Origin of the sequence: Paraburkholderia fungorum (genome assembly GCF_900099835.1) — a bacterium.
In the GTDB taxonomy this organism is placed as follows: domain Bacteria; phylum Pseudomonadota; class Gammaproteobacteria; order Burkholderiales; family Burkholderiaceae; genus Paraburkholderia; species Paraburkholderia fungorum_A.
The window spans coordinates 660,350-685,213 of the sequence record NZ_FNKP01000001.1; the positions used below are offsets into that span (position 1 = coordinate 660,350).

Annotated in this window: 26 protein-coding genes; 18 read left to right on the forward strand and 8 right to left on the reverse strand. The window is 62.1% G+C overall.

Features of this window, described 5'->3' with window-relative positions; all coding sequences use genetic code 11:
- Positions 1 to 43 precede the first annotated feature (43 nt).
- From ctaD to BLS41_RS03020, 5 genes are all read left to right on the forward strand, one after another.
- Positions 44 to 1,657 carry a cytochrome c oxidase subunit I gene (gene ctaD, locus BLS41_RS03005; protein ID WP_074762887.1) on the forward strand — a complete coding sequence of 538 codons (1,614 nt, stop codon included), beginning with the start codon at positions 44 to 46 and terminating at the stop codon, positions 1,655 to 1,657.
- A gap of 143 nt (positions 1,658 to 1,800) precedes the next feature.
- The gene (locus BLS41_RS39340) at positions 1,801 to 1,935 is read left to right on the forward strand and encodes a cytochrome oxidase small assembly protein (RefSeq protein WP_216350600.1); all 135 of its coding nucleotides are present in this window, start codon (positions 1,801 to 1,803) and stop codon (positions 1,933 to 1,935) included.
- A 72-nt stretch (positions 1,936 to 2,007) separates the two neighbouring features.
- Positions 2,008 to 2,631, forward strand: a complete 624-nt coding sequence (locus tag BLS41_RS03010; RefSeq protein WP_074762888.1) for a cytochrome c oxidase assembly protein — start codon at positions 2,008 to 2,010, stop codon at positions 2,629 to 2,631.
- A 35-nt stretch (positions 2,632 to 2,666) separates the two neighbouring features.
- Positions 2,667 to 2,876 carry a DUF2970 domain-containing protein gene (locus BLS41_RS03015; protein ID WP_074762889.1) on the forward strand — a complete coding sequence of 70 codons (210 nt, stop codon included), beginning with the start codon at positions 2,667 to 2,669 and terminating at the stop codon, positions 2,874 to 2,876.
- 148 nt (positions 2,877 to 3,024) lie between these two features.
- A complete protein-coding gene (locus tag BLS41_RS03020; RefSeq protein ID WP_074762890.1) occupies positions 3,025 to 3,882 on the forward strand; it encodes a cytochrome c oxidase subunit 3 in 858 nt (285 codons plus the stop codon).
- A gap of 275 nt (positions 3,883 to 4,157) precedes the next feature.
- Here BLS41_RS03020 and BLS41_RS03025 read toward each other — a convergent pair whose 3' ends face one another.
- On the reverse strand, positions 4,158 to 4,367 hold the full coding sequence (locus tag BLS41_RS03025) for a twin transmembrane helix small protein (RefSeq protein ID WP_007179452.1): 210 nt from the start codon (positions 4,365 to 4,367) through the stop codon (positions 4,158 to 4,160).
- 111 nt (positions 4,368 to 4,478) lie between these two features.
- Between BLS41_RS03025 and BLS41_RS03030 the strand changes: the two genes are divergently transcribed.
- From BLS41_RS03030 to BLS41_RS03050, 5 genes are all read left to right on the forward strand, one after another.
- The gene (locus tag BLS41_RS03030; RefSeq protein WP_074762891.1) at positions 4,479 to 5,207 is read left to right on the forward strand and encodes an SURF1 family protein; all 729 of its coding nucleotides are present in this window, start codon (positions 4,479 to 4,481) and stop codon (positions 5,205 to 5,207) included.
- An 82-nt stretch (positions 5,208 to 5,289) separates the two neighbouring features.
- Positions 5,290 to 5,952 carry an SCO family protein gene (locus BLS41_RS03035; protein ID WP_074762892.1) on the forward strand — a complete coding sequence of 221 codons (663 nt, stop codon included), beginning with the start codon at positions 5,290 to 5,292 and terminating at the stop codon, positions 5,950 to 5,952.
- A 22-nt stretch (positions 5,953 to 5,974) separates the two neighbouring features.
- A complete protein-coding gene (locus BLS41_RS03040) occupies positions 5,975 to 7,084 on the forward strand; it encodes a COX15/CtaA family protein (RefSeq protein ID WP_074762893.1) in 1,110 nt (369 codons plus the stop codon).
- Positions 7,085 to 7,089: 5 nt separating this feature from the next.
- Positions 7,090 to 7,995, forward strand: a complete 906-nt coding sequence (gene cyoE, locus BLS41_RS03045) for a heme o synthase (RefSeq protein ID WP_074762894.1) — start codon at positions 7,090 to 7,092, stop codon at positions 7,993 to 7,995.
- A 4-nt stretch (positions 7,996 to 7,999) separates the two neighbouring features.
- The gene (locus BLS41_RS03050; protein WP_074762895.1) at positions 8,000 to 8,617 is read left to right on the forward strand and encodes an SCO family protein; all 618 of its coding nucleotides are present in this window, start codon (positions 8,000 to 8,002) and stop codon (positions 8,615 to 8,617) included.
- A gap of 72 nt (positions 8,618 to 8,689) precedes the next feature.
- On the opposite strand, the gene BLS41_RS03055 is transcribed toward BLS41_RS03050, so the two are convergent.
- On the reverse strand, positions 8,690 to 8,980 hold the full coding sequence (locus tag BLS41_RS03055) for a YciI family protein (RefSeq protein ID WP_074762896.1): 291 nt from the start codon (positions 8,978 to 8,980) through the stop codon (positions 8,690 to 8,692).
- Between the two features lie 279 nt (positions 8,981 to 9,259).
- On the opposite strand from BLS41_RS03055, the gene BLS41_RS03060 reads away from it, so the two are divergent.
- Positions 9,260 to 10,072, forward strand: coding sequence for a MetQ/NlpA family ABC transporter substrate-binding protein (locus tag BLS41_RS03060; RefSeq protein ID WP_074762897.1), 813 nt, complete (start codon positions 9,260 to 9,262; stop codon positions 10,070 to 10,072).
- Between the two features lie 63 nt (positions 10,073 to 10,135).
- On the opposite strand, the gene BLS41_RS03065 is transcribed toward BLS41_RS03060, so the two are convergent.
- A complete protein-coding gene (locus BLS41_RS03065; RefSeq protein WP_074762898.1) occupies positions 10,136 to 11,062 on the reverse strand; it encodes a bifunctional helix-turn-helix transcriptional regulator/GNAT family N-acetyltransferase in 927 nt (308 codons plus the stop codon).
- 382 nt (positions 11,063 to 11,444) lie between these two features.
- Between BLS41_RS03065 and BLS41_RS03070 the strand changes: the two genes are divergently transcribed.
- The 5 genes from BLS41_RS03070 (at position 11,445) to nagE (ending at position 18,844) form a co-directional block, all read left to right on the forward strand.
- Positions 11,445 to 12,179 (forward strand): GntR family transcriptional regulator, encoded by a 735-nt coding sequence (locus BLS41_RS03070; RefSeq protein ID WP_074762899.1) that lies wholly within the window; start codon positions 11,445 to 11,447, stop codon positions 12,177 to 12,179.
- Positions 12,180 to 12,265: 86 nt separating this feature from the next.
- Entirely contained in the window at positions 12,266 to 13,369 is a 1,104-nt protein-coding gene (nagA, locus tag BLS41_RS03075; RefSeq protein WP_074762900.1) for an N-acetylglucosamine-6-phosphate deacetylase, read from the forward strand.
- Positions 13,362 to 14,369 (forward strand): SIS domain-containing protein, encoded by a 1,008-nt coding sequence (locus BLS41_RS03080; RefSeq protein WP_074762901.1) that lies wholly within the window; start codon positions 13,362 to 13,364, stop codon positions 14,367 to 14,369. The genes nagA and BLS41_RS03080 overlap by 8 nt, the downstream gene beginning before the upstream one ends.
- Before the next feature lie 11 nt (positions 14,370 to 14,380).
- Positions 14,381 to 16,978: a phosphoenolpyruvate--protein phosphotransferase gene (gene ptsP / locus BLS41_RS03085; RefSeq protein ID WP_074762902.1), complete on the forward strand. Its 2,598-nt coding sequence runs from the start codon at positions 14,381 to 14,383 to the stop codon at positions 16,976 to 16,978.
- A gap of 87 nt (positions 16,979 to 17,065) precedes the next feature.
- Complete coding sequence (gene nagE / locus BLS41_RS03090; protein WP_074762903.1) at positions 17,066 to 18,844, forward strand: N-acetylglucosamine-specific PTS transporter subunit IIBC; 1,779 nt, start codon at positions 17,066 to 17,068, stop codon at positions 18,842 to 18,844.
- A gap of 98 nt (positions 18,845 to 18,942) precedes the next feature.
- Here the strand turns inward: nagE and cydX are convergent, their stop codons facing one another.
- From cydX to rpoH, 5 genes are all read right to left on the reverse strand, one after another.
- Positions 18,943 to 19,062 carry a cytochrome bd-I oxidase subunit CydX gene (gene cydX, locus BLS41_RS03095; protein ID WP_074762904.1) on the reverse strand — a complete coding sequence of 40 codons (120 nt, stop codon included), beginning with the start codon at positions 19,060 to 19,062 and terminating at the stop codon, positions 18,943 to 18,945.
- A 28-nt stretch (positions 19,063 to 19,090) separates the two neighbouring features.
- Positions 19,091 to 20,227: a cytochrome d ubiquinol oxidase subunit II gene (gene cydB / locus BLS41_RS03100; RefSeq protein ID WP_074762905.1), complete on the reverse strand. Its 1,137-nt coding sequence runs from the start codon at positions 20,225 to 20,227 to the stop codon at positions 19,091 to 19,093.
- Between the two features lie 38 nt (positions 20,228 to 20,265).
- Positions 20,266 to 21,861, reverse strand: coding sequence for a cytochrome ubiquinol oxidase subunit I (locus BLS41_RS03105; RefSeq protein WP_074762906.1), 1,596 nt, complete (start codon positions 21,859 to 21,861; stop codon positions 20,266 to 20,268).
- A complete protein-coding gene (gene cydP / locus BLS41_RS03110) occupies positions 21,851 to 22,111 on the reverse strand; it encodes a cytochrome oxidase putative small subunit CydP (RefSeq protein ID WP_074762907.1) in 261 nt (86 codons plus the stop codon). The genes BLS41_RS03105 and cydP overlap by 11 nt, the downstream gene beginning before the upstream one ends.
- 360 nt (positions 22,112 to 22,471) lie before the next feature.
- On the reverse strand, positions 22,472 to 23,407 hold the full coding sequence (rpoH, locus tag BLS41_RS03115; protein ID WP_074762908.1) for an RNA polymerase sigma factor RpoH: 936 nt from the start codon (positions 23,405 to 23,407) through the stop codon (positions 22,472 to 22,474).
- 410 nt (positions 23,408 to 23,817) lie between these two features.
- Here rpoH and BLS41_RS03120 point away from each other — a divergent pair, with 410 nt between their 5' ends.
- Positions 23,818 to 24,333, forward strand: a complete 516-nt coding sequence (locus BLS41_RS03120) for an acyloxyacyl hydrolase (protein ID WP_074762909.1) — start codon at positions 23,818 to 23,820, stop codon at positions 24,331 to 24,333.
- 43 nt (positions 24,334 to 24,376) lie between these two features.
- Positions 24,377 to 24,760, forward strand: a complete 384-nt coding sequence (locus BLS41_RS03125; protein ID WP_074762910.1) for a nuclear transport factor 2 family protein — start codon at positions 24,377 to 24,379, stop codon at positions 24,758 to 24,760.
- Positions 24,761 to 24,864: the final 104 nt, after the last annotated feature.

The window sequence follows — 24,864 nt, forward strand, 5'->3', positions numbered from 1 at the left end:
CGTATTCACGGAAAGCACGCAGTATTCGCTTTAGGAGATTGTCATGTCTAGCATCGGACACGATGTAACCGCGGGCCACGAGCACGTGCACGGCGACCATGCACACGAACTGCCGCATGGCTGGCGTCGTTGGCTGTTTGCAACCAATCACAAAGACATCGGTACGCTGTACCTGATCTTCTCGTTCACCATGTTCCTGTCCGGGGGCGTGATGGCGCTGGGGATCCGTGCCGAACTGTTCGAACCGGGCCTGCAGATCATGCGTCCCGAGTTCTTCAACCAGTTGACCACCATGCACGGCCTGATCATGGTGTTCGGCGCGATCATGCCGGCGTTCGTCGGCTTCGCGAACTGGATGGTGCCGTTGCAGATCGGCGCGTCGGACATGGCTTTCGCGCGGATGAACAACTTCAGCTTCTGGCTGCTGCCGGTGGCGGCGGTGTTGCTGGTCGGTTCGTTCTTCGCACCGGGCGGCGCGACCGCTGCGGGCTGGACGCTCTATGCTCCGTTGTCCACGCAAATGGGCCCGGGCATGGACTTCGCGATTTTCGCGGTCCACTTGATGGGTGCTTCGTCGATCATGGGCGGCATCAACATCGTCGTGACGATTCTGAACATGCGCGCCCCCGGCCTCACGCTGATGAAGATGCCGATGTTCGTGTGGACGTGGCTGATCACCGCATATCTGCTAATCGCGGTGATGCCGGTTCTGGCGGGCGCGATCACGATGGTGCTGTTCGATCGCCACTTCGGCACGTCGTTCTTCAACGCGGCAGGCGGCGGCGACCCGGTGATGTACCAGCACATCTTCTGGTTCTTCGGGCACCCCGAGGTCTACATCATGATCTTGCCGGCGTTCGGGATCGTGTCGCAAGTGATCCCGGCGTTCTCGCGCAAGCCGCTGTTCGGCTATAGCTCGATGGTGTACGCAACGTCGTCGATCGCGATCCTGTCGTTCATGGTCTGGGCGCACCACATGTTCGCGACCGGCATGCCGGTGACGGGCCAGCTGTTCTTCATGTACGCGACGATGCTGATCGCCGTGCCGACCGGCGTGAAGGTGTTCAACTGGGTCGCGACGATGTGGCGCGGTTCGCTCAGCTTTGAAACCCCGATGCTGTTCGCCGTCGGCTTCCTGATCGTGTTCACGTTCGGCGGTCTGTCGGGCCTGATGCTGGCGATGGCGCCGCTCGACATCCAGTATCACGGAACCTATTTCGTGGTCGCGCACTTCCACTACGTGCTGGTGGCGGGGTCGCTGTTCGCGCTCTTCTCCGGCTGGTACTACTGGGCGCCGAAGTGGACCGGCTGGATGTACAACGAAACGCGCGGCAAGATCCACTTCTGGGCGTCGATGTTCTTCTTCAACCTCGCGTTCCTGCCGATGCACTTCGTCGGTCTCGCCGGCATGCCGCGTCGTTACGCCGACTACCCGGCGCAGTTCACCGACTGGAATCAGGTTATTTCGATCGGCGCGTTCGGCTTCGGTCTGGCGCAGGTCTACTTCCTGTTCGCGGTTGCACTGCCGGCCTACCGTGGCGGCGGCGAGCTCGAAGAGGCGGGCGACAAGCCGTGGGACGGCGCAACGGGCCTCGAATGGACCGTGCCGAGCCCGGCTCCGTTCCACACGTTCGAACATCCGCCGACCGTCGAATAAGCGGTTGGATTCTGGCGGGAGGCCTGGCTCTGGCGGCATCGTCTGGATGCAGCGAGTCGAACCAGGCTTCCACCAGCAGGCGGTGGCGCTCCAGTTACGAACCGGCGCATCCGCCAGTCACAAAAGCATTCAGAAAGTCGAGCATGACGCGCAATCCACAGGAAAGACGTACGCCGGAACAGATTCGCGCGGGCAACAGGCGGATTGGGTTGGTGATGTTTGTGATCGCGGCGATTTTTTTCGCGAGCGTCATCATCAAGCAGCGCTGGTTCACCTGAGGTTCGCCCGGCGGTTGGTTTAGCAGCAGCCTCACCGCTGAAATCTGGTTAGCAGGTTTGTTGAGGATTCAGATGTCGACGCAACCGCCGGCTCAGGCCGACCGCTCTTTCAACCGTGTGATGCTGATCAAGCTGTTCATCGTCGCGGCGATGATGTTCGGCTTCGGGTTCGCGCTGGTGCCGATGTATCGGGCGATCTGCCAGATTACCGGGATCAACAACCTCGTTCAGCGCGATGCCACGGTGCGCGAGGCAAAGAATACGCAGGTCGACATGAGCCGCACGATTTCAATCGAATTCGATGCGAACGCACGCGGCCCGCTCGGTTTCAAGCCGGAACAGCGCAGCATGGACGTGCATCCGGGCGAAGTGACGACAGTGATGTACGAGGTCAGCAACGAACAGGCGCGCACGATCCAGGCGCAAGCCATTCCGAGCTATGCGCCGAAGCAGGCCACCGAGTACTTCAGAAAGATCGAGTGTTTCTGCTTTACGCAGCAGACGTTGACGGCGAACCAGACCAGACGCTTGCCGGTCGTGTTCGTGGTCGATCCGAAGTTGCCGAAGGACGTGAAGACGATCACGTTGTCGTACACGTTTTTCGAACTGAACACGCCGGCAGCGGCGACGGCCGGCAGCGCGGCGCCCACTGCCAGCACGACGAATCCGGCGGCGGCTTCCGCCAATCCCGCGTGACGGCAGCGGCCGTCGGCGAATGAAGACGAGACGAGATGAGCGATAACGGCGGCAGTCCGCGCAAAAGCAGTTTTGGTCAGTCGATGCGTGCCGTGTTCTGGTCGTTTTTTGGCGTGCGCAAGCGCCGCGATCTGGAAGCGGACGCCACGCAACTGAATCCGCTGCATGTGGTTGCTGCTGCGTTGATCACTGCGGCAATTTTCATTGGCGTGCTGATTCTGGTCGTGCGCGCGGTGGTCGGTTAAAGCGGCGCGCGTGCAGGCGACGTAGTGATGAGAGCCAAGGGCGGAGACAGCGGGCCCACGAATTAGAGAGAAGCGATGCGGTATCGACGCGTCGCCGAGGACACAGCCGGACATTCCGGAACAACTGGACTGAAGTGGAGAATCAAGAATGAGCGGTCAAAACGAGAGCCCGTACTATTTCGTACCGCATCCGTCGCGGCATCCGATCAGCGCCGCTATCGGGTTGCTGGTCATGCTCGGATCGCTTGCGGCCTGGATCAACGAACACGACTGGGCGCCGATTGGCGTCGTGGCCGGCTTGTTGTGGCTGCTCTTCACGCTGTGGCACTGGTTCGGCGACGCGATTGCCGAATCGGAAGGCGGCATGTACGGCAAGAATGTCGACAAGTCGTACCGCTGGAGCATGAGCTGGTTCATCTTCTCCGAAGTGATGTTCTTCGGTGCGTTCTTCGGCGCGTTGTTCTATGCGCGTGAAATTGCGCTGCATCAACTGGGCAGTCTCGATTACAAGCTGATCTGGCCTGATTTCTCGGCGGTCTGGCCGAACAACGGACCGGCTGCGCTGGTGTCGCAATACAAGTCGATGCAGCCGTGGCCGGTGCCGACCATCAACACGGCGTTGCTTCTTTCGTCGGGCGCGACGTTGACGGTGTCGCACCATGCGCTGCGCGAGAATCATCGCAAGAAAGCGATCATCTGGCTGGCGGCTACGCTCGTGCTGGGCGTGTGCTTTCTGTTCCTGCAGGGCTTCGAATATTTTCACGCGTACAACGAACTGAATCTGACGCTGGCTTCGGGCGTGTACGGTTCGACGTTCTTCCTGCTGACGGGTTTCCACGGTTTCCACGTGTTTCTCGGCGGCACGATGCTGGCGGTGGTGCTGGCACGGCTGATTCGCGGTCACTTCACGGCCGAGCATCACTTTGCGTTCGAAGGCGCCGCCTGGTACTGGCACTTTGTGGACGTCGTGTGGCTTGGGCTGTACGTCGTCGTGTACTGGCTGTAACGCAATCTGGTTTGCGCTGACCGGTTATCCGGAGTGTGCAGGCCGTTCGCGCAACGCCGCTCGCGGCGAGCGCAAGCAGTAGGTAACGATCAAAGCAGCGCCGCCCTCGACCCTGTCAGGGCGGCGTTTTGTTTGGCGGATTGGAGGGCGGGTGTCGACGGTGAGCAATGTTGCCACGCGCTCGAGACAGCAGACGCAGCGGTAAATCAGTTGCAGTCTTGATCGCTCGCGAGCAGCCGGCAATGGCCGGCCGACGCGAGAGTTGATCGCCGGACTCAGCGTCCGTACGGAATACCGGTGGACTGAATCCAGCCCATCCAATGCGCGAAGAGGATGAACAGGAACAGCGAGATCGACAGACCCACCCGCGTGGCGAGCGACCAGACCATCCGTTTGGTTTTGCCCTTGTCATGCATCATGAAATACAGCGCCGACACCATGCTGGCGATGATCAGGACGAAGGCAATGGGAACGAGAATGTGCATGGAGCTAGCTGAAACCAGAAAGCGCAGAGGCAAGACGTTTATTATCGCACCGCATGCGGGCGTTTGCCGCAGGTTCCAGGCGTCGACGCCAGCACCGCTGGAGCGCGTTCAATGAAGATTCGCCTGATCCCCGCGTTGCTGATTCTGCTGGTGATCGTCGTGACCGTGCGCCTCGGTTTCTGGCAGCGCGACCGTGCGCATCAGAAGGAAGCGCTTGAGGCGCATATCACGCAGTTCGAGAATGCACCCGCGCAGCCGTTGGGCAGCGCACCGGTCGAATTGAAAGACATCGAGTTTCATCGGGTGAAGGCGCGCGGCACGTTTGTCGCGGATAAGGTCGTCTACCTGGATAATCGTCCGTATAACGATCAGCCCGGCTTTTACGTCGTGATGCCTTTTAAACTGGCCGACGGCGGTTACGTGCTGGTCAATCGCGGCTGGCTGCCGCGCAATATGAGCAATCGCGAAACCATCGCGCCCTATACGACGCCACCGGGCGAAGTCGAGATCGAGGGTATCGTGCGCGCCGACGCGTCACGCGCTTTCGAGTTGGGGCAGGGCGGCTCGGCCGCGCATCAGTTGATCCGCCAGAATCTGGATACCGCCGCGTACGCAGCGGAAACCGGGCTGCCGCTGCACCCGTTCGTGATCCAGCAATTGAGCGACGACGGCGACCAACTGGTGCGCGACTGGCCCGCACCGGATAACGGCGTCGAGCGAAATTACGGCTACATGTTCCAGTGGTGGGGCATGGCGGCGGCGGCTCTGGTTTTCGGCCTGTACGCCGCGCGCCGCGCCGCCAGAAAAGAGCAGACGCAAGAGCACGCGCCGGGCGCGTAATGCAGCACGTATGCGGTGTGCCGGCCGGTCTGCCCTGCGCAGAAGGCGATCCCACCGCGCAATCACTGAAAGAGGTCCTGTAGTGTCGACGCAATCTCCCCGTTCGCCGCAAGCCCGCAAACCCGCCGCGCCGGAAGCGATGCCCGGCCAGCCCAACGGCCCCGGCTCCTGGAAAAGTGGCCGCTGGATTCTGCTGCTGCTGGTGATCATCGGCGCCGCGCCGATTGTCGTGTCGTATTTCACGTACTACGTCATCAAACCAACCGGCGGCAGCACGAGTTACGGCACGCTGGTCGAGCCGCAACGGCCGATTCCCGACTCGCTCGTGGTCACCGGTGAAGACGGCAAACCGCTGAAGCTCGACACCTTGCGCGGCCGTTGGCTGATGATCTCCGTCGACAGCAGTTCGTGCGACAAAGCCTGCGTCACGAAGCTCTATTTCATGCGGCAAATCCGCGCAGCTCAGGGGCCGGAACGCGAGCGCGTCGTAGAAGTGTGGTTGCGCACCGATGCAGACAAGGTCGCAGACGTGATACAAACCGCCTATCCCGAAACCAGCATGCTGGTCGCCGACCCGGCGCAGGTGTCGGCGTGGCTGCCCACCGATAAGGGCACCAAAGTGACCGACCACCTCTATCTGGTCGATCCGAACGGCAATCTGATGATGCGTTTTCCGAAAGATCCGAACCCGAGCAAGATCAAGGGTGACGTGACGAAGCTGCTCAAATGGTCGAGCATCGGCTGATGTCGCAAACAGGGTAAGAAAGATGTTCGTACTGCAACTGGCTTTGATCGGCCTGTGTATCGCGTTGTTGCCGCTGTCCTACGTGTGGGTCAAGGCCGACGACAACAAATTCCGCAAGCTGGTCTGGCTGACCACCTTCCTCACGCTCGATCTGGTGATGTTCGGCGGCTTCACGCGCCTCACCGATTCCGGGCTCGGCTGTCCGGACTGGCCGGGCTGTTACGGCACGTCGTCGCCATTTATCGCGCATGCGGCAATCACGGCTGCGCATCAGTTGATGCCCACCGGGCCGGTCAGCATGTCGAAGGCGTGGATCGAGATGATCCACCGTTACTTCGCGATGGCGATCGGCGTGCTGATCATCGCGCAGACCATCATTGCGTGGACTGCGCGGATCAGGCGCCGTCCGTTGCACGTGTCGCCGTGGTGGCCGACCTCGCTGTTGCTGCTGATTCTGGTGCAGGGCGCGTTCGGCGCATGGACCGTGACGATGAAGCTGCAGCCGATCATTGTGACCACCCACCTGCTGCTCGGTCTTGCGCTGCTCGGCACGCTCGGCTGGCTCGCAGCGCGGCTCACGCCGTTGCCCGCATTCGAGCCGGAAATCGCGCGATGGCGCGTCGCGGCGCTCGCGGGTCTGATTCTGCTGATCGCGCAAATCGCGCTGGGCGGCTGGGTCAGCACGAACTACGCGGTGCTCGCGTGCACCGACTTCCCGACCTGCAACGGCCAATGGATTCCGCCGATGGACTTCGCGCATGGCTTCCATCTGTGGCGCGCGCTCGGCATGACCGGTGACGGCGACATGATCACCCAGGACGCGCTGGTCGCGATCCACTGGACGCACCGCACCTTCGCGATCGTCGTGGTGGCTTATCTGGCGTGGCTCGCGCTGAAGCTGCGCCGCTTCGAATCGCTGCGGCGGCCGGCGAGCGGCGTGCTGCTGGTGGTGATCATCCAGTTCGTCACCGGGCTGTCGAATATCGTCCTGCAATGGCCGTTGCCGATTGCGGTCGCCCACAACGGTGGCGCCGCGATCCTGCTGCTTTTGCTCGTTATGTTAAACTTTCGGATCGCTTATAGCCGTCCCGGCCGCGCCTCGCTCCCTGCGCGCGACGCCGCGCCAGCGTGACCTCCATGGACAGCACAACACTCTCCCAAACACCCGGTAGCCGGGTCTCCCAGTACATCGCCCTGACGAAGCCGCGCGTCACGCATCTCGCCGTGTTCTGCGCCGTCATCGGCATGTTTCTTTCGACGCCCGGCATGGTGCCGTGGACCGTTCTGATCGGCGGTACGGTCGGTATCTGGCTGCTCGCGGGTGCCGCGTTCGCCATCAATTGCCTGGTTGAACAGAAAATCGACGCGAAAATGCGTCGCACGTCGTGGCGTCCGTCGGCCCGCGGCGAGATCACTACCGCGCAGATTCTGCTGTTTTCTGCGGTGCTCGGCGGCATTGGCATGTACACGCTGTATCGCTTCGCCAATCCGCTGACCATGTGGCTCACCATTGCCACTTTCGTCGGTTATGCGGTGATCTACACGCTGTTGCTGAAACCGGCTACGCCGCAGAACATCGTGATCGGCGGTGCATCGGGCGCGATGCCGCCCGCGCTCGGCTGGGCCGCAGTCACCGGTCACGTGCCAGGCGACGCATGGATTCTCGTGCTGATCATCTTCGTGTGGACGCCGCCGCATTTCTGGGCGCTCGCGCTGTATCGCCGCAAAGACTACGAAAACGCCGGTCTGCCGATGCTGCCGAATACGCACGGCGAGAAGTACACGCGTCTGCATATCCTGCTGTATTCGTTGATCCTGTACGCAGTCACGCTGATGCCGTTTATCTCCGGCATGAGCGGGGTCGTGTATCTGGTTTCCGCCGTGCTGCTGGGCGCCGTGTTCCTCGCCTATGCGTGGAAGATCTATCGGGAATATTCGGACGATCTGGCGCGCAGAATGTTTCGTTACTCGATCGTCTATCTGTCGCTGCTGTTTGCCGCGCTGCTGATCGACCACTATGCGCGTGCCCTGATCGGCGCGTAATACCATGCTCAAAAATCGCTTCGCGCGCGTGGCGCGTGCTGCTGTAGTGGCTTGCGCGCTCGGCGGCGCGTTGCTGGTGGCGGGCTGCGGCAAGCAGCCGCCGGCCTTCACCAATCTCGACATCACCGGCAATACGCAGTTCGGCAGCAATTTCTCGCTGCCCGACACGTCTGGAAAAATCCATACGCTGGCGGATTACAAGGGCAAAGTCGTCGTGCTGTTCTTCGGCTACACGCATTGCCCCGATGTTTGCCCGACCACGATGGCGGAGTTGTCGCAGGCGTTGCAGCAACTCGGTCCTGAAGACGCCAAGCGCGTTCAGGTGCTGTTCGTCACCGTCGATCCCGAGCGCGATACGCCTGAATTGCTCGCGCAATACGTGCCGGCGTTTAACCCGACTTTTGTCGGCTTGAGACCCGCCGATCAGGCGCAACTCACGAAGATCACCAAGGACTTCCGCGTCTACTACGCGAAGGTGCCAGGCAAGACGCCCGACAGCTACACGATGGACCACACGGCCGCGAGCTATGTGTTCGATACGGACGGCAAGCTGCGTCTGTTCGCGCGCGACGGTCAGGGCGCGACGCCGTGGGTGCACGATTTCAAGCTGCTGCTCGACTGATATTGCAGGGGCAAATGAAATGGGCGCGTGATTTGATCACGCGCCCATTTTCAATTCAGGTCGCGGTAATTCTCAGTCCGGTATCGGCAGATTCAGACCCGGCGCGAGACGCGTGGTCTTGAACTCCGTCACGTCGTAGTGCGCGAGCTTCTGCACGACGAACGGATCGGTGGCGAGAATTGCGTCCAGTTTGTCCCGCTCGATGCGCACCGCCAGGATAATGCCGCCGTCGCGCGGCAGTTTCGGGCCTGCGGCCACGAAAATACCTGCTTCGAAGTATTTGGTCAGGAACGCGCGATGCGCGTCCAGCGCATCGTCGATACGGTCGAGCGGGGCGGTATAGGTGACGTTGATGACGTACATAGGCGTTCTCGAAAGCAATGGACTGAGCCGCTCACAGGCGCGGCCACGGTTTTCAATTATCGGTCAGACGCCGCCTGATTGCGTGCGCGGCGAGAGTGCAACGACGCGCGCCGCCCAACCCGCATACCCATATGCGATCGGGGTATTTCCCATCCCGCCGGGCATATGAGACCATTTAGGGCTCAGTTGGCGGAGCGCTCGCCTTGCAGCGAATCGCCGCCGGCTTCCACCAGAATCTGACATCGATCAGAGCATCAACCAGAAACAGCGAGAAACACCATGCAGCGCAGAAACATTCTTAAAGCCCTCTCGGCAGTGATCGCCGGTGCGGCGATCTTCACCAGCTTCGGCGCGCACGCCGACGACAAAGTCATCAAGGTCGGCACCATCGGCGGCCCGGATGCGCAGATCTGGGAAGTCGTCACCAAAGTGGCGAAGCGCGAAGGCCTGAACGTGAAGGTCATCGAATTCAACGATTACGTGCAGCCGAACGCCGCGCTCGACGCAGGCGATCTGGACGCAAACAGCTTCCAGCACCAGCCGTACCTCGACAGCCAGATCAAGCAGCGCGGCTACAAGCTCGTCAACGCAGGTCTCACGTACATTTCGCCGCTCGGCGTCTACTCGAAGAAGATGAAGTCGGTGAAGGACCTGCCGCAAGGCGCAAAGGTCGCTGTGCCGAACGATCCGTCGAATGAAAACCGTGCGCTGCTGTTGTTGCAGTCGCTGGGTCTGATCAAGCTGAACGCGGGTGCGGGTACGGGCGGCAATAACGCGACCCCGCTCGATATCGCGGAAAATCCGAAGAAGATCAAGTTCGTCGAACTCGACGCAGCGCAATTGCCGCGCACGCTGGCTGATGTCGACGCTGCCGTGATCAACACGAACTTTGCGCTTGCAGCTGGCCTGCAACCGACCAAAGACGCGATTGCGCTCGAAGACATCCACAGCCCGTACGCGAACCTGATCGCTGTGCGCGCTCAGGATAAGGACAAGCCGTGGGTCAAGAAGCTGGTCGCCGCTTACCAGTCGGAAGACGTGCGCCAGTTCATCAAGACGCAGTTCAAGGGTTCGATGGTCCCGTCGTTCTAAGCGACGCGTGACCGGGTGCAGGCTCGCGCGGCTTCATGTTCGCGCCGGGCCTGCGCTTCAACGCTACAAATCCAGCTCCCACCTTTCGACCGTCAGGTCCTTGCCGAAACGGCGCTCAGCCGCTGTGCCGGCCAGCCGGAAACCGGCGCGCTCGCAGAGCCGGCGCGGTTCGCCCAGCATGCTGGCCGTGGTCAACGTGAGTTTTGTGTAACCCACGCGCCGCGCGAATCGCACGCATTCGCTGACCAGTTGCGTGCCGATCCCGAGCCGCTGCACGTCCGGCTCGACCCACAGCAAGCGCATGCCTGCCACCGTCGTCGATACCGCTACGACGCACACCGAACCCACCACCATGCCGTCCTGTTCGGCAATCCAGCACGTCTCGCGTAGTGGATCGTTGCGCTGCGTGTAATCGGCGACCACTTTCGCGAGCAATCCCTCGAACGAGCGGTCCCAGCCGTATTCCGCCGCGAACCACTGCGCCTGCCGATGCACCAGCCATCCGCATTCGCCCGCGCGCGGCTGACGCAGCGTAATCAGTTCGTGTTTGGGTTTGCCGCCGAGGATTCGCTCGATCAATCTCATCGCCGTGATCAACCGTTCCTGCGTGAGCGCCGTCAGGTCGTCGAGCAGCGCGCACACCTCTTCGATTGCAGCCGTGTCGAGCGGCGCATAGGCCGCGTGACCGATGTCGGTCAGGGCGATTAGCGACTGCCGCGCGTCCAGGTCGGACGGACGGCGCGTAATCAGATTGCGTCGCTCGAAACTGGTCAGCAGACGGCTGAGATAACCGCTATCGAGACCGAGCGCCCGCCCCAGCACGGAAGCTGTCTGCGCACGTCCGCGATACAGCTCGTGCAGCACGCGCACTTCCGTTAGTGAGAATTCGCTTTTTGCGAGGTGCTCATGCAGAGCCCCGATGTGCTGCGTATAGAAACGGTTGAAATGGCGGACGGCCTGAGCACGTCGCAGCGCCTCGGAATCGGTCAAAGGCTGCTCCCCGGGGAATTGTTATGGCTTGGTACACACAACTATATTTGAACGTAACTCTTTGACAAAGCCAGCCACGCAAAGCGCGCGGCGTTACTGGGCTGTGCTGGTATTGAAGAGGTATTAATCGTGCTGCCGGATTCGATAGCGACAGCCCTCGTGAAGCGCTCACAGGTATCTTTCAATAGCCCGAATACGGGTAAATCCTTATCTCGAAAAAGGCTGCCCAGAAGCGCTTTCAAACCTCCAGAAGCCTTATCTGGTAAGGCTTTGCACGCTCCGATACCACCATGGAACCACTCGATTGACTGGTATTATGTTGGTTATATAATGGGCTCTCATTTTTCGTAGGCCGGTCTCTTTACAGCAGCCCCGGAGCCCCATGGAAACTCGCTGGTCCGCATTGATGCCCGACGCTCGCAACGTCACGCCGCTGTATTTGCAGCTGGCGCGCAATCTGGCGACGGCGATCCACTGTGGCGTGTGGTCGGCGGGTGAGGCACTGCCGTCGGAGCGCACGCTGTCGGACGCCATCGGCGTGTCGCGCATCACCGCGCGCAAGGCTATCGAGCTGCTGGTCGAACAGGGTTTGATCCGGCGGGCGCGGGGCGCGGGCAGCTTCATCACGCCGCGTGTCGAAGATCCGCTATCGCGGCTCACCGGCTTCACGAAGAAAATGCAGCAACGCGGTTTCCAGCCGGATTCGGTCTGGCTCGAGCGCGATATCCGCGCCGCCAACCGTGACGAACTGGTGCATCTCGGGCTGTCGCCCGGCGCGGCGGTGGCGAGTCTGCGGCGGCTGCGCCGCGCGGACGGCATCGTCATGGCGGTCGAGCATTCGGCGCTGCCGGCGGCGATCGTGCCCGATCCGCAGGCCATCGGCGTATCGCTTTACAGCTATCTGGAGCAGCGCGGGGCCGCCGTGGTACGCGCGTTGCAACACTTCCGGGCGGTCAACGCGTCGAGCGAAATCGCCTCGCTGATGGATATCGAACCGCGCACCGCGCTGCTTGTCATTACCCGTATCGGCTATAGCGCCGATCAGCGCGCAATCGAGCTAACCGACACGTATTGCCGCGACGACTACTACGACTTCGTCGCTGAATTGCGCACCTGAAAGCCGGCCACGCGGCCGGCCGCCCGATGCGGCGCCAGCGGGCGCGATTCAGTCACACCCCGTATTACGCCTCACCAGAGAGACTCATGCTGACCGGAAACATACTCACCACCGATGGGTGGATTCACGGCACGCTCGAATACGAAAACGGCCGCATCACGGCGCTGACAGGCAATCCCGTCGATCCGTCGACGAACGACGCGCCGTACATCCTGCCCGGCTTCATCGATCTGCACGTGCATGGCGGCGGCGGTTCCGACGTGATGGAAGCGGGCGACGCGATCGAAGTGATCGCCCGCACGCATGCGCGTTTCGGCACGACGAGCCTGCTCGCGACCACCATGACCGCGCCGCGCGACGAACTGATGAACGTGGTCGCCGGACTCGGCAACAACGCGAAGGCGCGCACGCCGGGCGGCGCGCGCGTGCTCGGCGTCCACCTGGAAGGGCCGTACATCAACCCCGGCAAGCTCGGCGCGCAGCCGGACGCGGCGGTCTCGGCGGTGATGGACGAGGTGCTGAAGTATCTGTCGATCGCGCCGATCCGCGTGGTTACGCTGGCACCGGAAATCGCCGGTCACATGGAGATCATCTCCGCGATGGCCGCGCGCGGCGTGCGCGTGCAACTGGGCCACTCGCTCGGCACCTACGACGACGCCGTCGCCGCGCTGAAGCACGGCGCGTGCGGTTTCACGCACCTGTTCAACGCGATGTCGCCGCTGCATCACCGCAATCCAGGACTCGTCGGCGCGGCGCTCGCGCACGCCGAATTCGCAGAAATCATTCCCGATCTGCTGCACGTCCATCCGGGCGCGATCCGCGCCGCGTTGCGCGCGATTCCGCGTCTGTACGTGGTGACGGACAGCACGTCGGCCACCGGCATGCCCGACGGCGAATACCGCCTCGGCAGCCAGCATGTGACGAAGTGCCTGGGGGGAGTGCGACTCGCCGACGGCACGCTCGCCGGCAGCACGCTGACGATGGATCAGGCGCTGCGCAATCTCGTCTCGATCGGCTTGCCGATCGCCGATGTATCAAACCGTTTGTCGCGCTACGCCGCCGACTATCTCGGCATCGAAGACCGCGGCCGTATCGCGCGCGGTGCGTGGGCCGATCTGGTCGTGTTCGATCGTGAACTGGCGTTGACCGCGACTTACGTCGAAGGAGAAGCAATTGTCGAATATGCTTAAAGAGGCGCTGGCGTCCGCAGAAACGGTCGCCGCGCAACTCTCGGACACCTCGCATGTCGAGGCTCTCGCCGCGAAGCTGGCCGAACAGCCGCGCCATGTCGCGCTGACGGTCGCGCGCGGCAGCTCGGACCACGCCGCGAGCTACTTCGCGAGCCTGACGATGAGCCGCATCGGCGTGCCGGTCGCGTCGCTGCCGATGTCGGTCGCGACGTTGCAGCAAGCGCCGTTGCAGGTGCGCGATCAGCTCGCGCTGGCGTTCTCGCAATCGGGCAAGAGCCCGGATCTGATCGGCACGATGCAGGCGTTGCGCAACGCGGGCGCGCTGACCGTGGCTGCCGTGAACGCGCCGGGTTCGCCTCTGGCCGATGCCTGCGAATGGCAATTGCCTCTGGTCGCCGGCCCGGAATTGAGCGTCGCGGCCACCAAGAGCTACATCGCGATGCTGTCGATTTCCGCGCAACTGGTCGCGCATTGGCAGAAAGACGCCGACCTGCTCGGCGCATTGAAGACGCTGCCCGATGCGCTGCAAAGCGCGGGCAAGCTCGACTGGTCGAAGGCCGTGGAAGAACTGCGCGGCGTTGAACGCATGATCGTGATCGGCCGCGGGCTCGGTCTCGCGATTGCGCAGGAAGCCGCGCTGAAACTGAAGGAAACCTCCGGCATTCAGGCCGAAGCGTTTTCAAGCGCGGAAGTGCGCCATGGTCCGATGGAACTGATCGACCGTGATTACCCGTTGCTGGTTTTCGCACCGCGCGGCCCCGAACAGGCAGGCCTGCTGCAACTCGCGCGCGACATGCAGGCGCGCGGCGCACGCGTGCTGCTCGCCGCACCGGACGACGTGCCCGAAGCGACGTTGCCGCTTGCCACCACCGCTCATGCGGCGCTCGATCCGATCGCCGCGATCCTGTCCTTTTACGTGATGGCCGCCGGCCTTGCCGCCGCTCGCGGACGCAATCCCGATGCGCCGCGCCATCTCAACAAAGTCACCGAAACTCACTGACGAGAAATCAGATGCGACGTGTCGAGGAGTCCCGCTTGAAGAGCCATTCTGAAGGCCACATTGTTTTGCTGGCGCCGCTGACCGGCCCAGTCGTGCCGCTCGCGCAGGTGCCCGACCCGGTGTTTTCGGGCGGCATGTTCGGCGACGGCATCGGTGTCGATCCGCTCGAAGGGCGGCTGGTCGCGCCGTGCGACGGCACCGTTACCCATCTCGCGCGCACCGGTCACGCGGTCACGCTCGCGACTGCGGAAGGCGCCGAGATCCTGCTGCATATCGGTATCGACACGGTCGAACTGAACGGCAAGGGTTTTGCGCCGATGATCGAGCAGGGCGCGCAAGTGCGTGCCGGCGACGTGCTGATCGAGTTCGATCAGGATCAGGTCGCGCTGAACGCGCCGAGCCTGGTGTCGGTGATCGCGATTGCGAATTCGGATGCGTTCGAGATCGTCGAGCGCGTGGAAGGCGGCATCGTGAAGGCGGGTGAAACGCCGCTGCTGGTGCTGCGTGCACGCGCCGGCGAAGCCGCCGACGCGTCGCGTCAACTGAGCGCCACGAAGGTGATGGACGAAGCTCGTCGCCAGGTCACGCTGATTCACGCGGGCGGTCTGCACGCTCGTCCTGCGGCGCGGGCGCGTGAAGCCGCGCGCGGTTTCGAGGCGCGCGTCGAAGTGCGCTACGAAGGGCGCAAGGCGGCGATCGAAAGCGTGGTCGGCCTGCTCGGTCTCGGCGCGGGCGAGGGCGCGACGGTCGAGTTGCTCGGCGTCGGTCCGCAAGCTCAGGCCGCGATCGATGCGATCGCGCACGAATTGACGCGTGAAGCGCACGGTGAAGTCGAACAGGCAAAGCCCGCGCGCCAGGCATCGTCGCCGGTGACCCTGGCCGCGGCCAGTTCCGCAGGCGAGCCGCTCGCACCGAACACGCTTGCTGGCGTTTGCGCGTCGCCGGGCGTCGCGGTCGGCAAGCTGGTTCGCTGGGACGACGCGGACATCGATCCGCCGGAGCAGGCGGCGGGTACGTCGGCGGCGGAAAGCCGTTTGCTCGACAAGGCCATCGCCACCGTCGACGCGGACCTCGACACGGTCGTGCGCGATGCGTCGCAACGCGGCGCGGTGGGCGAGGCGGGCATTTTCGCGGTGCATCGCGTGTTGCTCGAAGACCCGACGCTGCTCGACGCTGCGCGCGATCTGATCAGCCTCGGCAAGAGCGCGGGCTTTGCGTGGCGCGAAGCGATCCGCGCACAGATCGGCATCCTGAATAAAGTGGAAGACGCGTTGCTCGCGGAACGCGCCGCCGATCTGCGCGACATCGACAAACGCGTGCTGCGCGCGCTTGGTTATACAAATGCGTCGGCTCGCACGCTGCCGGACGAAGCCGTGCTCGCGGCGGAAGAATTCACGCCGTCCGATCTGTCGTCGCTGGATCGTTCGCGGGTGACCGCGTTGGTGATGGCGCGCGGCGGTGCCACGTCGCACGCCGCGATTCTCGCGCGCCAGGCTGGCATTCCCGCGCTGGTCGCCGTGGGCGATGCATTGCATGCGATTCCCGCCGGTACACAGGTTGTGGTGAACGCCACCGCCGGCCGTCTGGAATTCGCACCGACCGAAGTCGATGTCGAACGGGCGCGCGTGGAGCGCAGCCGTCTCGCCGACGTGCGCGAAGCAAATCGCCGCACGTCGCAGCAGGCGGCCGTCACTTCGGATGGCCGCGCGATCGAAGTCGCCGCGAACATCGCCACGCTCGACGACGCGAAAACCGCCGTCGACAACGGTGCCGATGCAGTGGGCCTGTTGCGCACCGAACTGCTGTTCATCCACCGCGCGTCTGCGCCGACCGTCGACGAACATCGGCAGAGTTATCAGGGCATTGTCGAAGCGCTGAACGGCCGCACCGCGATCATCCGCACGCTCGATGTCGGCGCCGACAAGGAAGTCGATTACCTGACGCTGCCGCCTGAACCGAACCCTGCGCTCGGCCTGCGCGGCATCCGTCTCGCTCAGGTGCGCCCGGACCTGCTCGACGATCAGCTGCGCGGCCTGCTTGCCGTGCAGCCGCTCGGCGCGGTGCGCATTCTTCTGCCGATGGTCACCGATGTCGGCGAACTGATCCGCATCCGCAAACGGATCGACGAACTGGCGCGCGAGTCGGGCCGCACTGAGCGAATCGAAGTCGGCGTGATGATCGAAGTGCCGTCGGCGGCCTTGCTTGCCGATCAACTCGCGCAACACGCGGATTTCCTGTCGATCGGCACCAACGATCTGACGCAATACACGCTCGCGATGGACCGCTGCCAGGCCGATCTCGCTGCGCAAGCCGATGGTTTGCACCCGGCCGTTCTGCGCCTGATCGCGGCCACCGTGCAGGGCGCGGAAAAGCACGGCAAATGGGTCGGCGTTTGCGGCGCGCTCGCGGGCGATCCGCTTGCGATGCCGTTGCTCGTCGGCCTCGGCGTGACCGAACTGTCGGTCGATCCGGTGTCGGTGCCGGGCGCGAAAGCGCGCGTGCGCAACCTCGATTATCAACTGTGCCGTCAACGCGCCCAGGATGCGCTGGCGCTCGAATCGGCGCAGGCGGTAAGAGCAGCAAGCCGCGAAACCTGGCCGCTGGACTGAACCCCACACAGTCCGCAGCGGGCTTCGCTGGATGAGTACCCATAGCTACAACATTTAACGACCACGAGACAAGGATTGGAGATATCAATGGATGGGAATCCGTTTCTGAAGATTCAGCGCCTGGGACGCGCGCTGATGCTGCCGATTGCGGTGCTGCCGGTCGCCGGCCTGCTGCTGCGCCTCGGTCAGCCCGATGTGTTCAACATCAAGATGATCGCCGACGCGGGCGGCGCGATTTTCGACAATCTGCCGCTGCTGTTTGCAATCGGCGTGGCAGTGGGTTTCGCGAAGGACAACAACGGCGTCGCGGGTCTCGCGGGCGCGATCGGCTATCTGGTCCAGATCGCGGTGATGAAGGACATCAACGACAAGCTGAACATGGGCGTGTTGTCCGGGATCGTGGCGGGTATCGTCGCGGGCTTGCTGTACAACAAGTACAAGGACATCAAGCTGCCCGATTACCTCGCGTTCTTCGGAGGGAAACGCTTCGTGCCGATTGTCACGGGGGTGGTCTGTCTGATACTCGGCATTGTGTTCGGCTACGTGTGGCAGCCGGTGCAGACCGTGATCGACACGGCTGGCCACTGGCTGACGACGGCGGGCGCGCTCGGCGCATTCGTGTTCGGCGTGCTGAACCGTCTGCTGCTGGTCACGGGTCTGCATCACATTCTCAATTCGCTGACGTGGTTCGTATTCGGCACCTTCACGCCGCCGGGCGGCGCTGCGGTGACGGGCGACCTGCACCGCTTCTTCGCGGGCGATCCGACTGCCGGAACCTTCATGACCGGCTTCTTCCCGGTGATGATGTTCGGCCTGCCGGCCGCGTGTCTCGCGATGTACCACGAAGCACCGAAAGAACGTCGCGCGATGGTGTTCGGCCTGCTGGCGTCGATGGCACTGACGTCGTTCCTGACCGGCGTGACCGAGCCGATCGAATTCAGCTTCATGTTCCTCGCACCGGTGCTGTACGTGATCCATGCGCTGCTGACGGGCCTGTCGCTCGCCATCTGCTCGGCGCTCGGCATTCACCTCGGCTTCACGTTCTCGGCCGGCGCAATCGACTACGTGCTGAACTACGGTCTGTCGACCAAGGGCTGGTGGGCGATTCCGATCGGTATCGTGTACTCGGTGGTGTACTACGGGCTGTTCCGCTTCTTCATCCGCAAGTTCAATATGGCGACGCCGGGCCGCGAACCCGCTGCTGCCGACGAACAGGTCGATTCGTTCTCGGCTGGCGGTTTTGTGTCGCCGGTGGCAGGCGCTGCGGTGCCGCGTGCGCAGCGTTATATCGCGGCGCTGGGTGGCGCGGCGAATCTGTCAGTGGTGGATGCGTGCACGACGCGTCTGCGTTTGTCGGTGGTTGATCCGAACAAGGTGTCCGAAAGCGAACTGAAGACGATCGGCGCGCGGGGCGTGCTCAAGCGCGGCGCGACGGCAGTGCAGGTGATCATCGGACCGGAAGCGGACATCATCGCCGATGAAATTCGCACGGTGATGGCGCAGGGTGGTGGTGAGGCAGCGAAGCCTGCGGTTGCTGCGGCTCCGGCCGCTGCTGCATCGGCGCCGGTAACCCATGCGGCGGAAGGCAATCACGGCGGTCCGCTCGACCCGGACCCGCTGCGCTGGCTCGCGGTGTTCGGCGGCGCGGGTAACGTGGTATCGCTGGATGCGGTGGCGTCGACGCGTCTGCGTGTCGTCGTGCGCGATCCGTCGGCGGTGGATCGTCAGCGTCTGGCTTCGCTCGATACCGCGTGGGTGTCGGCGGATACGTTCCACATCGTCGTCGGCGACTCGGCGCGACGCTACGCCGACACGCTCGCGACTCGCATGTCGCAAACCGGCGGCGCAACGCCTCTGCCTGCATGACGTAACGCGTAGTTGCATGAAATAAAAAAGCGGCACCTTGATTCGATTCAAGGTGCCGCTTTTGCATTCACCGTCAAACTTCTTCCGGTGACTACGCTTTAACGTTTATCGGATTGCCTGGCGTCGATCCACGCCCCGCGCGATTCGAGCCACAGCACGTTGATAATGCCGAACGAAAGCGCCACGCCAATCCCGAGAATCCAGCTGAAATACCACATCGCAAACTCCTGTTAGGCGCAATGCCGTTCAATACATCGAATGGTGATTTTCTTTGAGCGCGGCGGCGGTCACTTTGCCGCGCATCACGCGATATACCCAACTCGTGTAAATCAGAATGAGCGGCAGGAAAATAATCACGGCGACCAGCATGATTTGCAGCGTCATGCGGCTCGACGTGGAATCCCACATGGTCAGGCTGCTGCGTCCATCGAGCGACGACGGCATGATGAACGGAAACATCGAGAAGCCGGCCGTCAGAATCACGCCGATCACCATCAGCGAGGTCGACAGGAACGCGCTCTTTTCGAAGCGCGAACGCGCGAGCAACATTGCCAGCACGCCGCCGACCACACCGGCCAAAGGCGCGACCACCATCCACGGATAATTCGCGTAATTGGTGAGCCACAAGCCGGGCGCGCCGATCACGGTTTTCATCAACGGATTGGCGACCGCGTCGAGCGGCGGCGCGTCGACGATCTGATAGCCGCCGATCATCGTCGCGACCAGTGCGCCGGCAATCAGGAACAGCACGACGGCGCACAGCGCGGCAATGCGCAGCGCCAGCGACGCGCGCTCGGCGACGATACCGTCCGACTTGATTCTCACGAAAGCCGCGCCGTGCGCAGTCAGCATCGACACACTGACCAGTCCGCACAACACCGCGAACGGATTCAACAAGCCGAAGAAACCGCCGTGATACGTGACGCGCAGATCGGTATCGAACGAGAACGGCACGCCTTGCAGCAGGTTGCCGAACGCGACGCCGAACACCAGCGCAGGCACGAAGCCGCCGACGAACAAACCCCAGTCCCACGCAGTGCGCCAGCGCGGATTCTCGCGTTTGCCGCGATAGTCGAAGCCGACGGGACGGAAAAACAGCGCGAATAGAATCAGCAGCATCGCGAAATAAAAGCCAGAGAACGACGCCGCGTACGCCAGCGGCCATGCAGCGAACATCGCGCCACCCGCGGTGACAAGCCAGACCTGATTGCCCTCCCACGTTGCCCCGACCGTGTTCACGACGATGCGCCGTTCGGCATCGGTCTTCGCGATGAAGGGCAGCAGGATCGCGGCGCCCATGTCGAAGCCGTCGGTGAGCGCGAAGCCGATCAGCAGCACGCCGATCAACACCCACCAGATCAATTTGAGGGTTGCGTAATCCATGATTATTTTTCCCTTGAAGCGCAGTAGCGAGCGGCGAATCAGACGGCCGAGTTGGTCGGCAGCGGCTGATTCAGCGGCTGTTCGGTTTCATGGTGATAACGGCCCGTGTGCAGCGACGAAGGCCCGAGCCGCGCGTACTTGAACATCAGCATGATTTCGATGATGAACAGCACCGTGTAGAACAGCACGAAGCCCGCGATGCTCAGATACAGATCGCGCGGCGTCAGACTCGACGCGGCGAGATTGGTCGGCAGAATGCCCGCGATACTCCACGGCTGACGCCCCATTTCCGCGACGATCCAGCCGAACTCGGCCGCGAGCCACGGCAACGGAATCGCCCACACGGCCCAGCGCAGGAACCAGCGGCGCTTCTCCAGCAACAACGTGCGTTGCGCGCAGAACCAGAACGCCAGCACGAACGTGGCGAGGAACAGCAGGCCAAGGCCGACCATCAGGCGGAACGAGAAGAACAGCGGCAACACCGGCGGAATGGTTCGTTCGGCAGCCTGAGCAATCTGATCCGGCGTGGCGTCGGTGACGTTCGCGGTGAACGGTTTGAGCAGCAGCCCGTAACCGAGGTAGTCCTTGTGATTTTCAAAGTCGGCTTTGGCTTCGTCGGTCGCATCGCCCTGCTTCAGCTTTTGCAGCGCGGCGTACGCCACCATGCCTTCCTTGATACGCGCCTCGTTACGCGTGATCAGATCTTTCAGACCGATCACGGGTTCATCGAGCGAACGGGTGGCGATGATACCGAGCGCGTACGGCACGCGAATCGCGTAATCGGTGCGCTGTTCCTTCTGATTCGGAATGCCGAATACCGTGAACGACGCGGGCGCGGGCCGGGTCTCCCATTCGGACTCGATGGCGGCGAGTTTCACTTTCTGGACTTCGCCGGTGGTGTAACCCGATTCGTCGCCGAGAATGATCACGCACAACGTGGAAGCCAGTCCGAAACCCGCGGCAATCGCAAACGAACGCAGCGCGAACTCGGTGTCGCGGCGCTTCAGCAGATACCACGACGACACGCCGAGCACGAACATCGCAGCCGTCACATAACCCGCCGACACCGTGTGCACGAACTTGACCTGCGCGACCGGGTTGAACAGCACGGAGAAGATGCTGTCGAGTTCCATCCGCATGGTCTGATAGTTGAAGGTTGCGCCGACCGGGTTGTTCATCCAGCCGTTGGCGACCAGAATCCACAGCGCCGACAGATTCGAGCCGAGCGCGACGAAGAACGTGACGATCAGGTGCTGCACTCTCGACAGCCGTTTCCAGCCGAAGAAGAACAGGCCGACGAAGGTCGATTCGAGGAAGAACGCCATCAAACCTTCGACGGCGAGCGGCACGCCGAAGATGTCGCCAACGTAATGCGAGTAATACGCCCAGTTGGTGCCGAACTGAAACTCGAGCGTGAGGCCGGTGGCGACCCCCATTGCAAAGTTAATGCCGAAGAGCTTGCCCCAGAACTGGGTCATGTCTTTATAAATCTGTTTGCCGGTCATCACATAAACCGATTCCATGATGACGAGCAGCCACGACAACCCAAGCGTGAGCGGTACGAACAGAAAGTGATAGAGCGCCGTGATGGCGAACTGGAGGCGCGACAGTTCTACGACTTCGCTAACGGGCATGTTGATCACCTTGAGACGGATGCGAGGCAGGCACGGACAACAATGCCTGTGCGACTTGTTCTGGCGGCATGCTCATATGCACCGCCTGCGGATGATTGAAAAATGTGTATTTGAGCGCCATCAGCAGAACGAACTTGATGGCGAGAACAATGGCTACGTCCCGAGCCATTGTTGGCCCGCGTACCCACCGGGTGAACCGCTGACGCCAGCGTGAACGGCGGGTAGTGCTGCGATTGAGGGCTATGGTCATGATCGGTCGAATCGACTTCACACCGGTTGTACCGGCTGGACCCAGACCGTTTTGGAGATCTGGATAGTGCACCCCGATTTTAGGAGCGGAACATGGCGCTCCATTCGCCAGCGGCGCGGCATTGTGTCGCGAAATTTGCCGCGTTTAATCAGTATTGCAACGTGGTTTGTGATACGTCAAGAAAGCCTTTGAACGTCGGGGCTGGTCTTGCGTCGATGAGGGGGGAGTGCGCGACCCGTTGAGTGAGTCGTTGTAGCGGGCGAAAAAAAGCCCCGCCATCTTGCGAGAGCGGGGCTTTTACGGCCATTCAGCAGTTGATTGCTACACCGGGGCGAACCGGCATGCGTCAGACTTCAGACGTTACGCGTATTCGGTCAGCGCACCGCGCATTTTCTTCATTGCGCTAGCTTCGATCTGCCGGATACGTTCGGCCGACACGCCGAACTCGTCGGCCAGTTCGTGCAGCGTCGAGCCGCCCGAACCGTCGTCTTCCACCTTCAGCCAGCGTGCCTCGATGATGCGGCGGCTGCGGGCGTCCAGTGCATCCAGCGCACTTGCGATACCGTCGCTTTGTAGCTTGTCGCGCTGACGCGAAGCCAGCACGGCGGTCGGTTCGCTATGCGAATCGGCGAGATAGGCGATCGGCGCGTACGACTCTTCGCCGTCTTCGACCTGGCCTTCCAGCGCGATGTCGCCGCCGGACAAGCGCGTTTCCATTTCGGAAACCTCTTCGCGCTTCACGTTCAGCTCTTTAGCCAGATCGTCGATCTGGTCCGGCGTGAACGCGCCCAAGCCCTGCTTGTGGCTGCGCAGGTTGAAGAACAGTTTGCGTTGCGCCTTGGTGGTGGCGACCTTCACCATACGCCAGTTGCGCAGAATGTATTCGTGGATCTCAGCCTTGATCCAGTGCATGGCGTACGACACGAGCCGCACGTTCTGCTCCGGGTCGAAGCGCTTCACGGCCTTCATCAGGCCGATGTTGCCTTCCTGGATCAGGTCGGCATGCGGCAGCCCGTAACCCAGATAGTTGCGCGCAATCGACACGACCAGCCGCAGGTGCGACAGGACGAGTTTGCGCGCGGACTGCAGGTTCTCCTGCTCGCGAAATTCGGTGGCGTACTGGCGTTCTTCCGCCGGCGTCAGCATCGGAATCCGATTAACGGCCTGGATGTAGGCGTCGATATTGCCCAGTTGACCGGGCAGCATAGAGGAATGCGAGAGCGCCAGTGCACCTGCCGAAGCGGCCTTAGCCGACGACGGGCTCAGAGTACTCGGAAGGGTCATTGCATGGCTCACGTAAAAAACTCCTTTGGAATCAGACAAAAGCGTATTCAGTAAACGACTCCAGCGATGGATGTTAGCACTCTGATTTACCGAGTGCTAATACTTAGAGCGCGTAGGGTCATCCAAGTTCCGTGAATTCCTATTGAAATTCAGATTTCAATAGCCATCATACGCGCTTGTTACCTGCCCTGTGCAGTGCGTAGGATTTACCGGATTTTGCGCTGTGGCTCTCATTAATGGCTTGAGTTTTCTCTATTTGAAGTCAGTAATTGCGAGAGTTTTGATTTATTCATACGATTCATCTAAAACTGATAGTCGTTAGAATACGCAAAAGAGAAGTGCATTAATAAACGTCTGCGAGTGCGGGTGTTAGATGGACAACAAAAAATAATGCTTTTCGCGATCTGGCTCTAAAAGGCGCGATGGTTGCCTGGCTGCTGGGAGCGTCCGGGCTGGCTTCAGCAGACCAGTTCGGCGTACAGATGGGCGCAGGCGTCGGCGACCGGCATATCAAGAAGTTGGACCTCGGCCTCGCGTGGGACCCGAATCTGACGTGGTGGTACATCGGCGACTGGCACTTCTCGCTGATCGGCGAAGCGCACGCGTCCTGGTGGCACACTAACGAAGGCGACGTGCACGGCAACGTCGGCGAGATAGGGGTCACGCCGGTGATCCGCTTCATCAGGAGTTCGGGGATGGTGCGGCCTTATATCGAAGTGGGCGCCGGTGTCCGCCTGCTGTCGACCACACGCATTTCTTCGACCTTCTCGGTCGCCACCGCGTTCCAGTTCGCCGACATGGCCGGCGTCGGCCTGCAGTTCGGCGGCCACCAGCAGTATCTGGCCGGCTACCGCTTCCAGCATATTTCCAACGGCGGTATCAAAGAGCCCAATCCTGGTATAAATTTCAGCCAGCTATATTTGCAATATAACTTTTGACGACCGTGGCCCCGTTCGGCCTACCGGTGCAAGGGGCTGAGCAATGGCGGCAAAGTTAATCGAAGCGATTCGCGGGCTCGAACGAGAGCGATTTCGCGCGATGGTCGACGGCGACGGGCAATCGCTCGACACGCTCCTCGCGGACAACGTGAGTTACGTTCACACGAACGGCAAGCGTGAGACGAAGCGGCAGTTCATCGACGGGATTACGGGCGGGCGCCGCCGTTATCGGCAGATCGAAGTGCAGTCGCAGGACGTGCTGCCCGTGGGACCCGAGACGTGCGTCGTCACGGGTCGGGCGCTGATCGAGATGGAGGCGAATAGCGGCGCGCTGCTGTTTCCGATTGCGTACACCGCCATTCATACGCAGGAAGACGGGCAATGGCGGTTGATTGCGTGGCAGGCCACGCGATGCGCGCTGGAGTGAGTTACGTGCGGGTCCGTGTGCGGACAGTTTCCCGGAACAGTGTGTCGTGTTGACTCAAGCTGCTGGAGCTTCGGAAGCGCGGCGCAAGATCAATTCGCGGACTC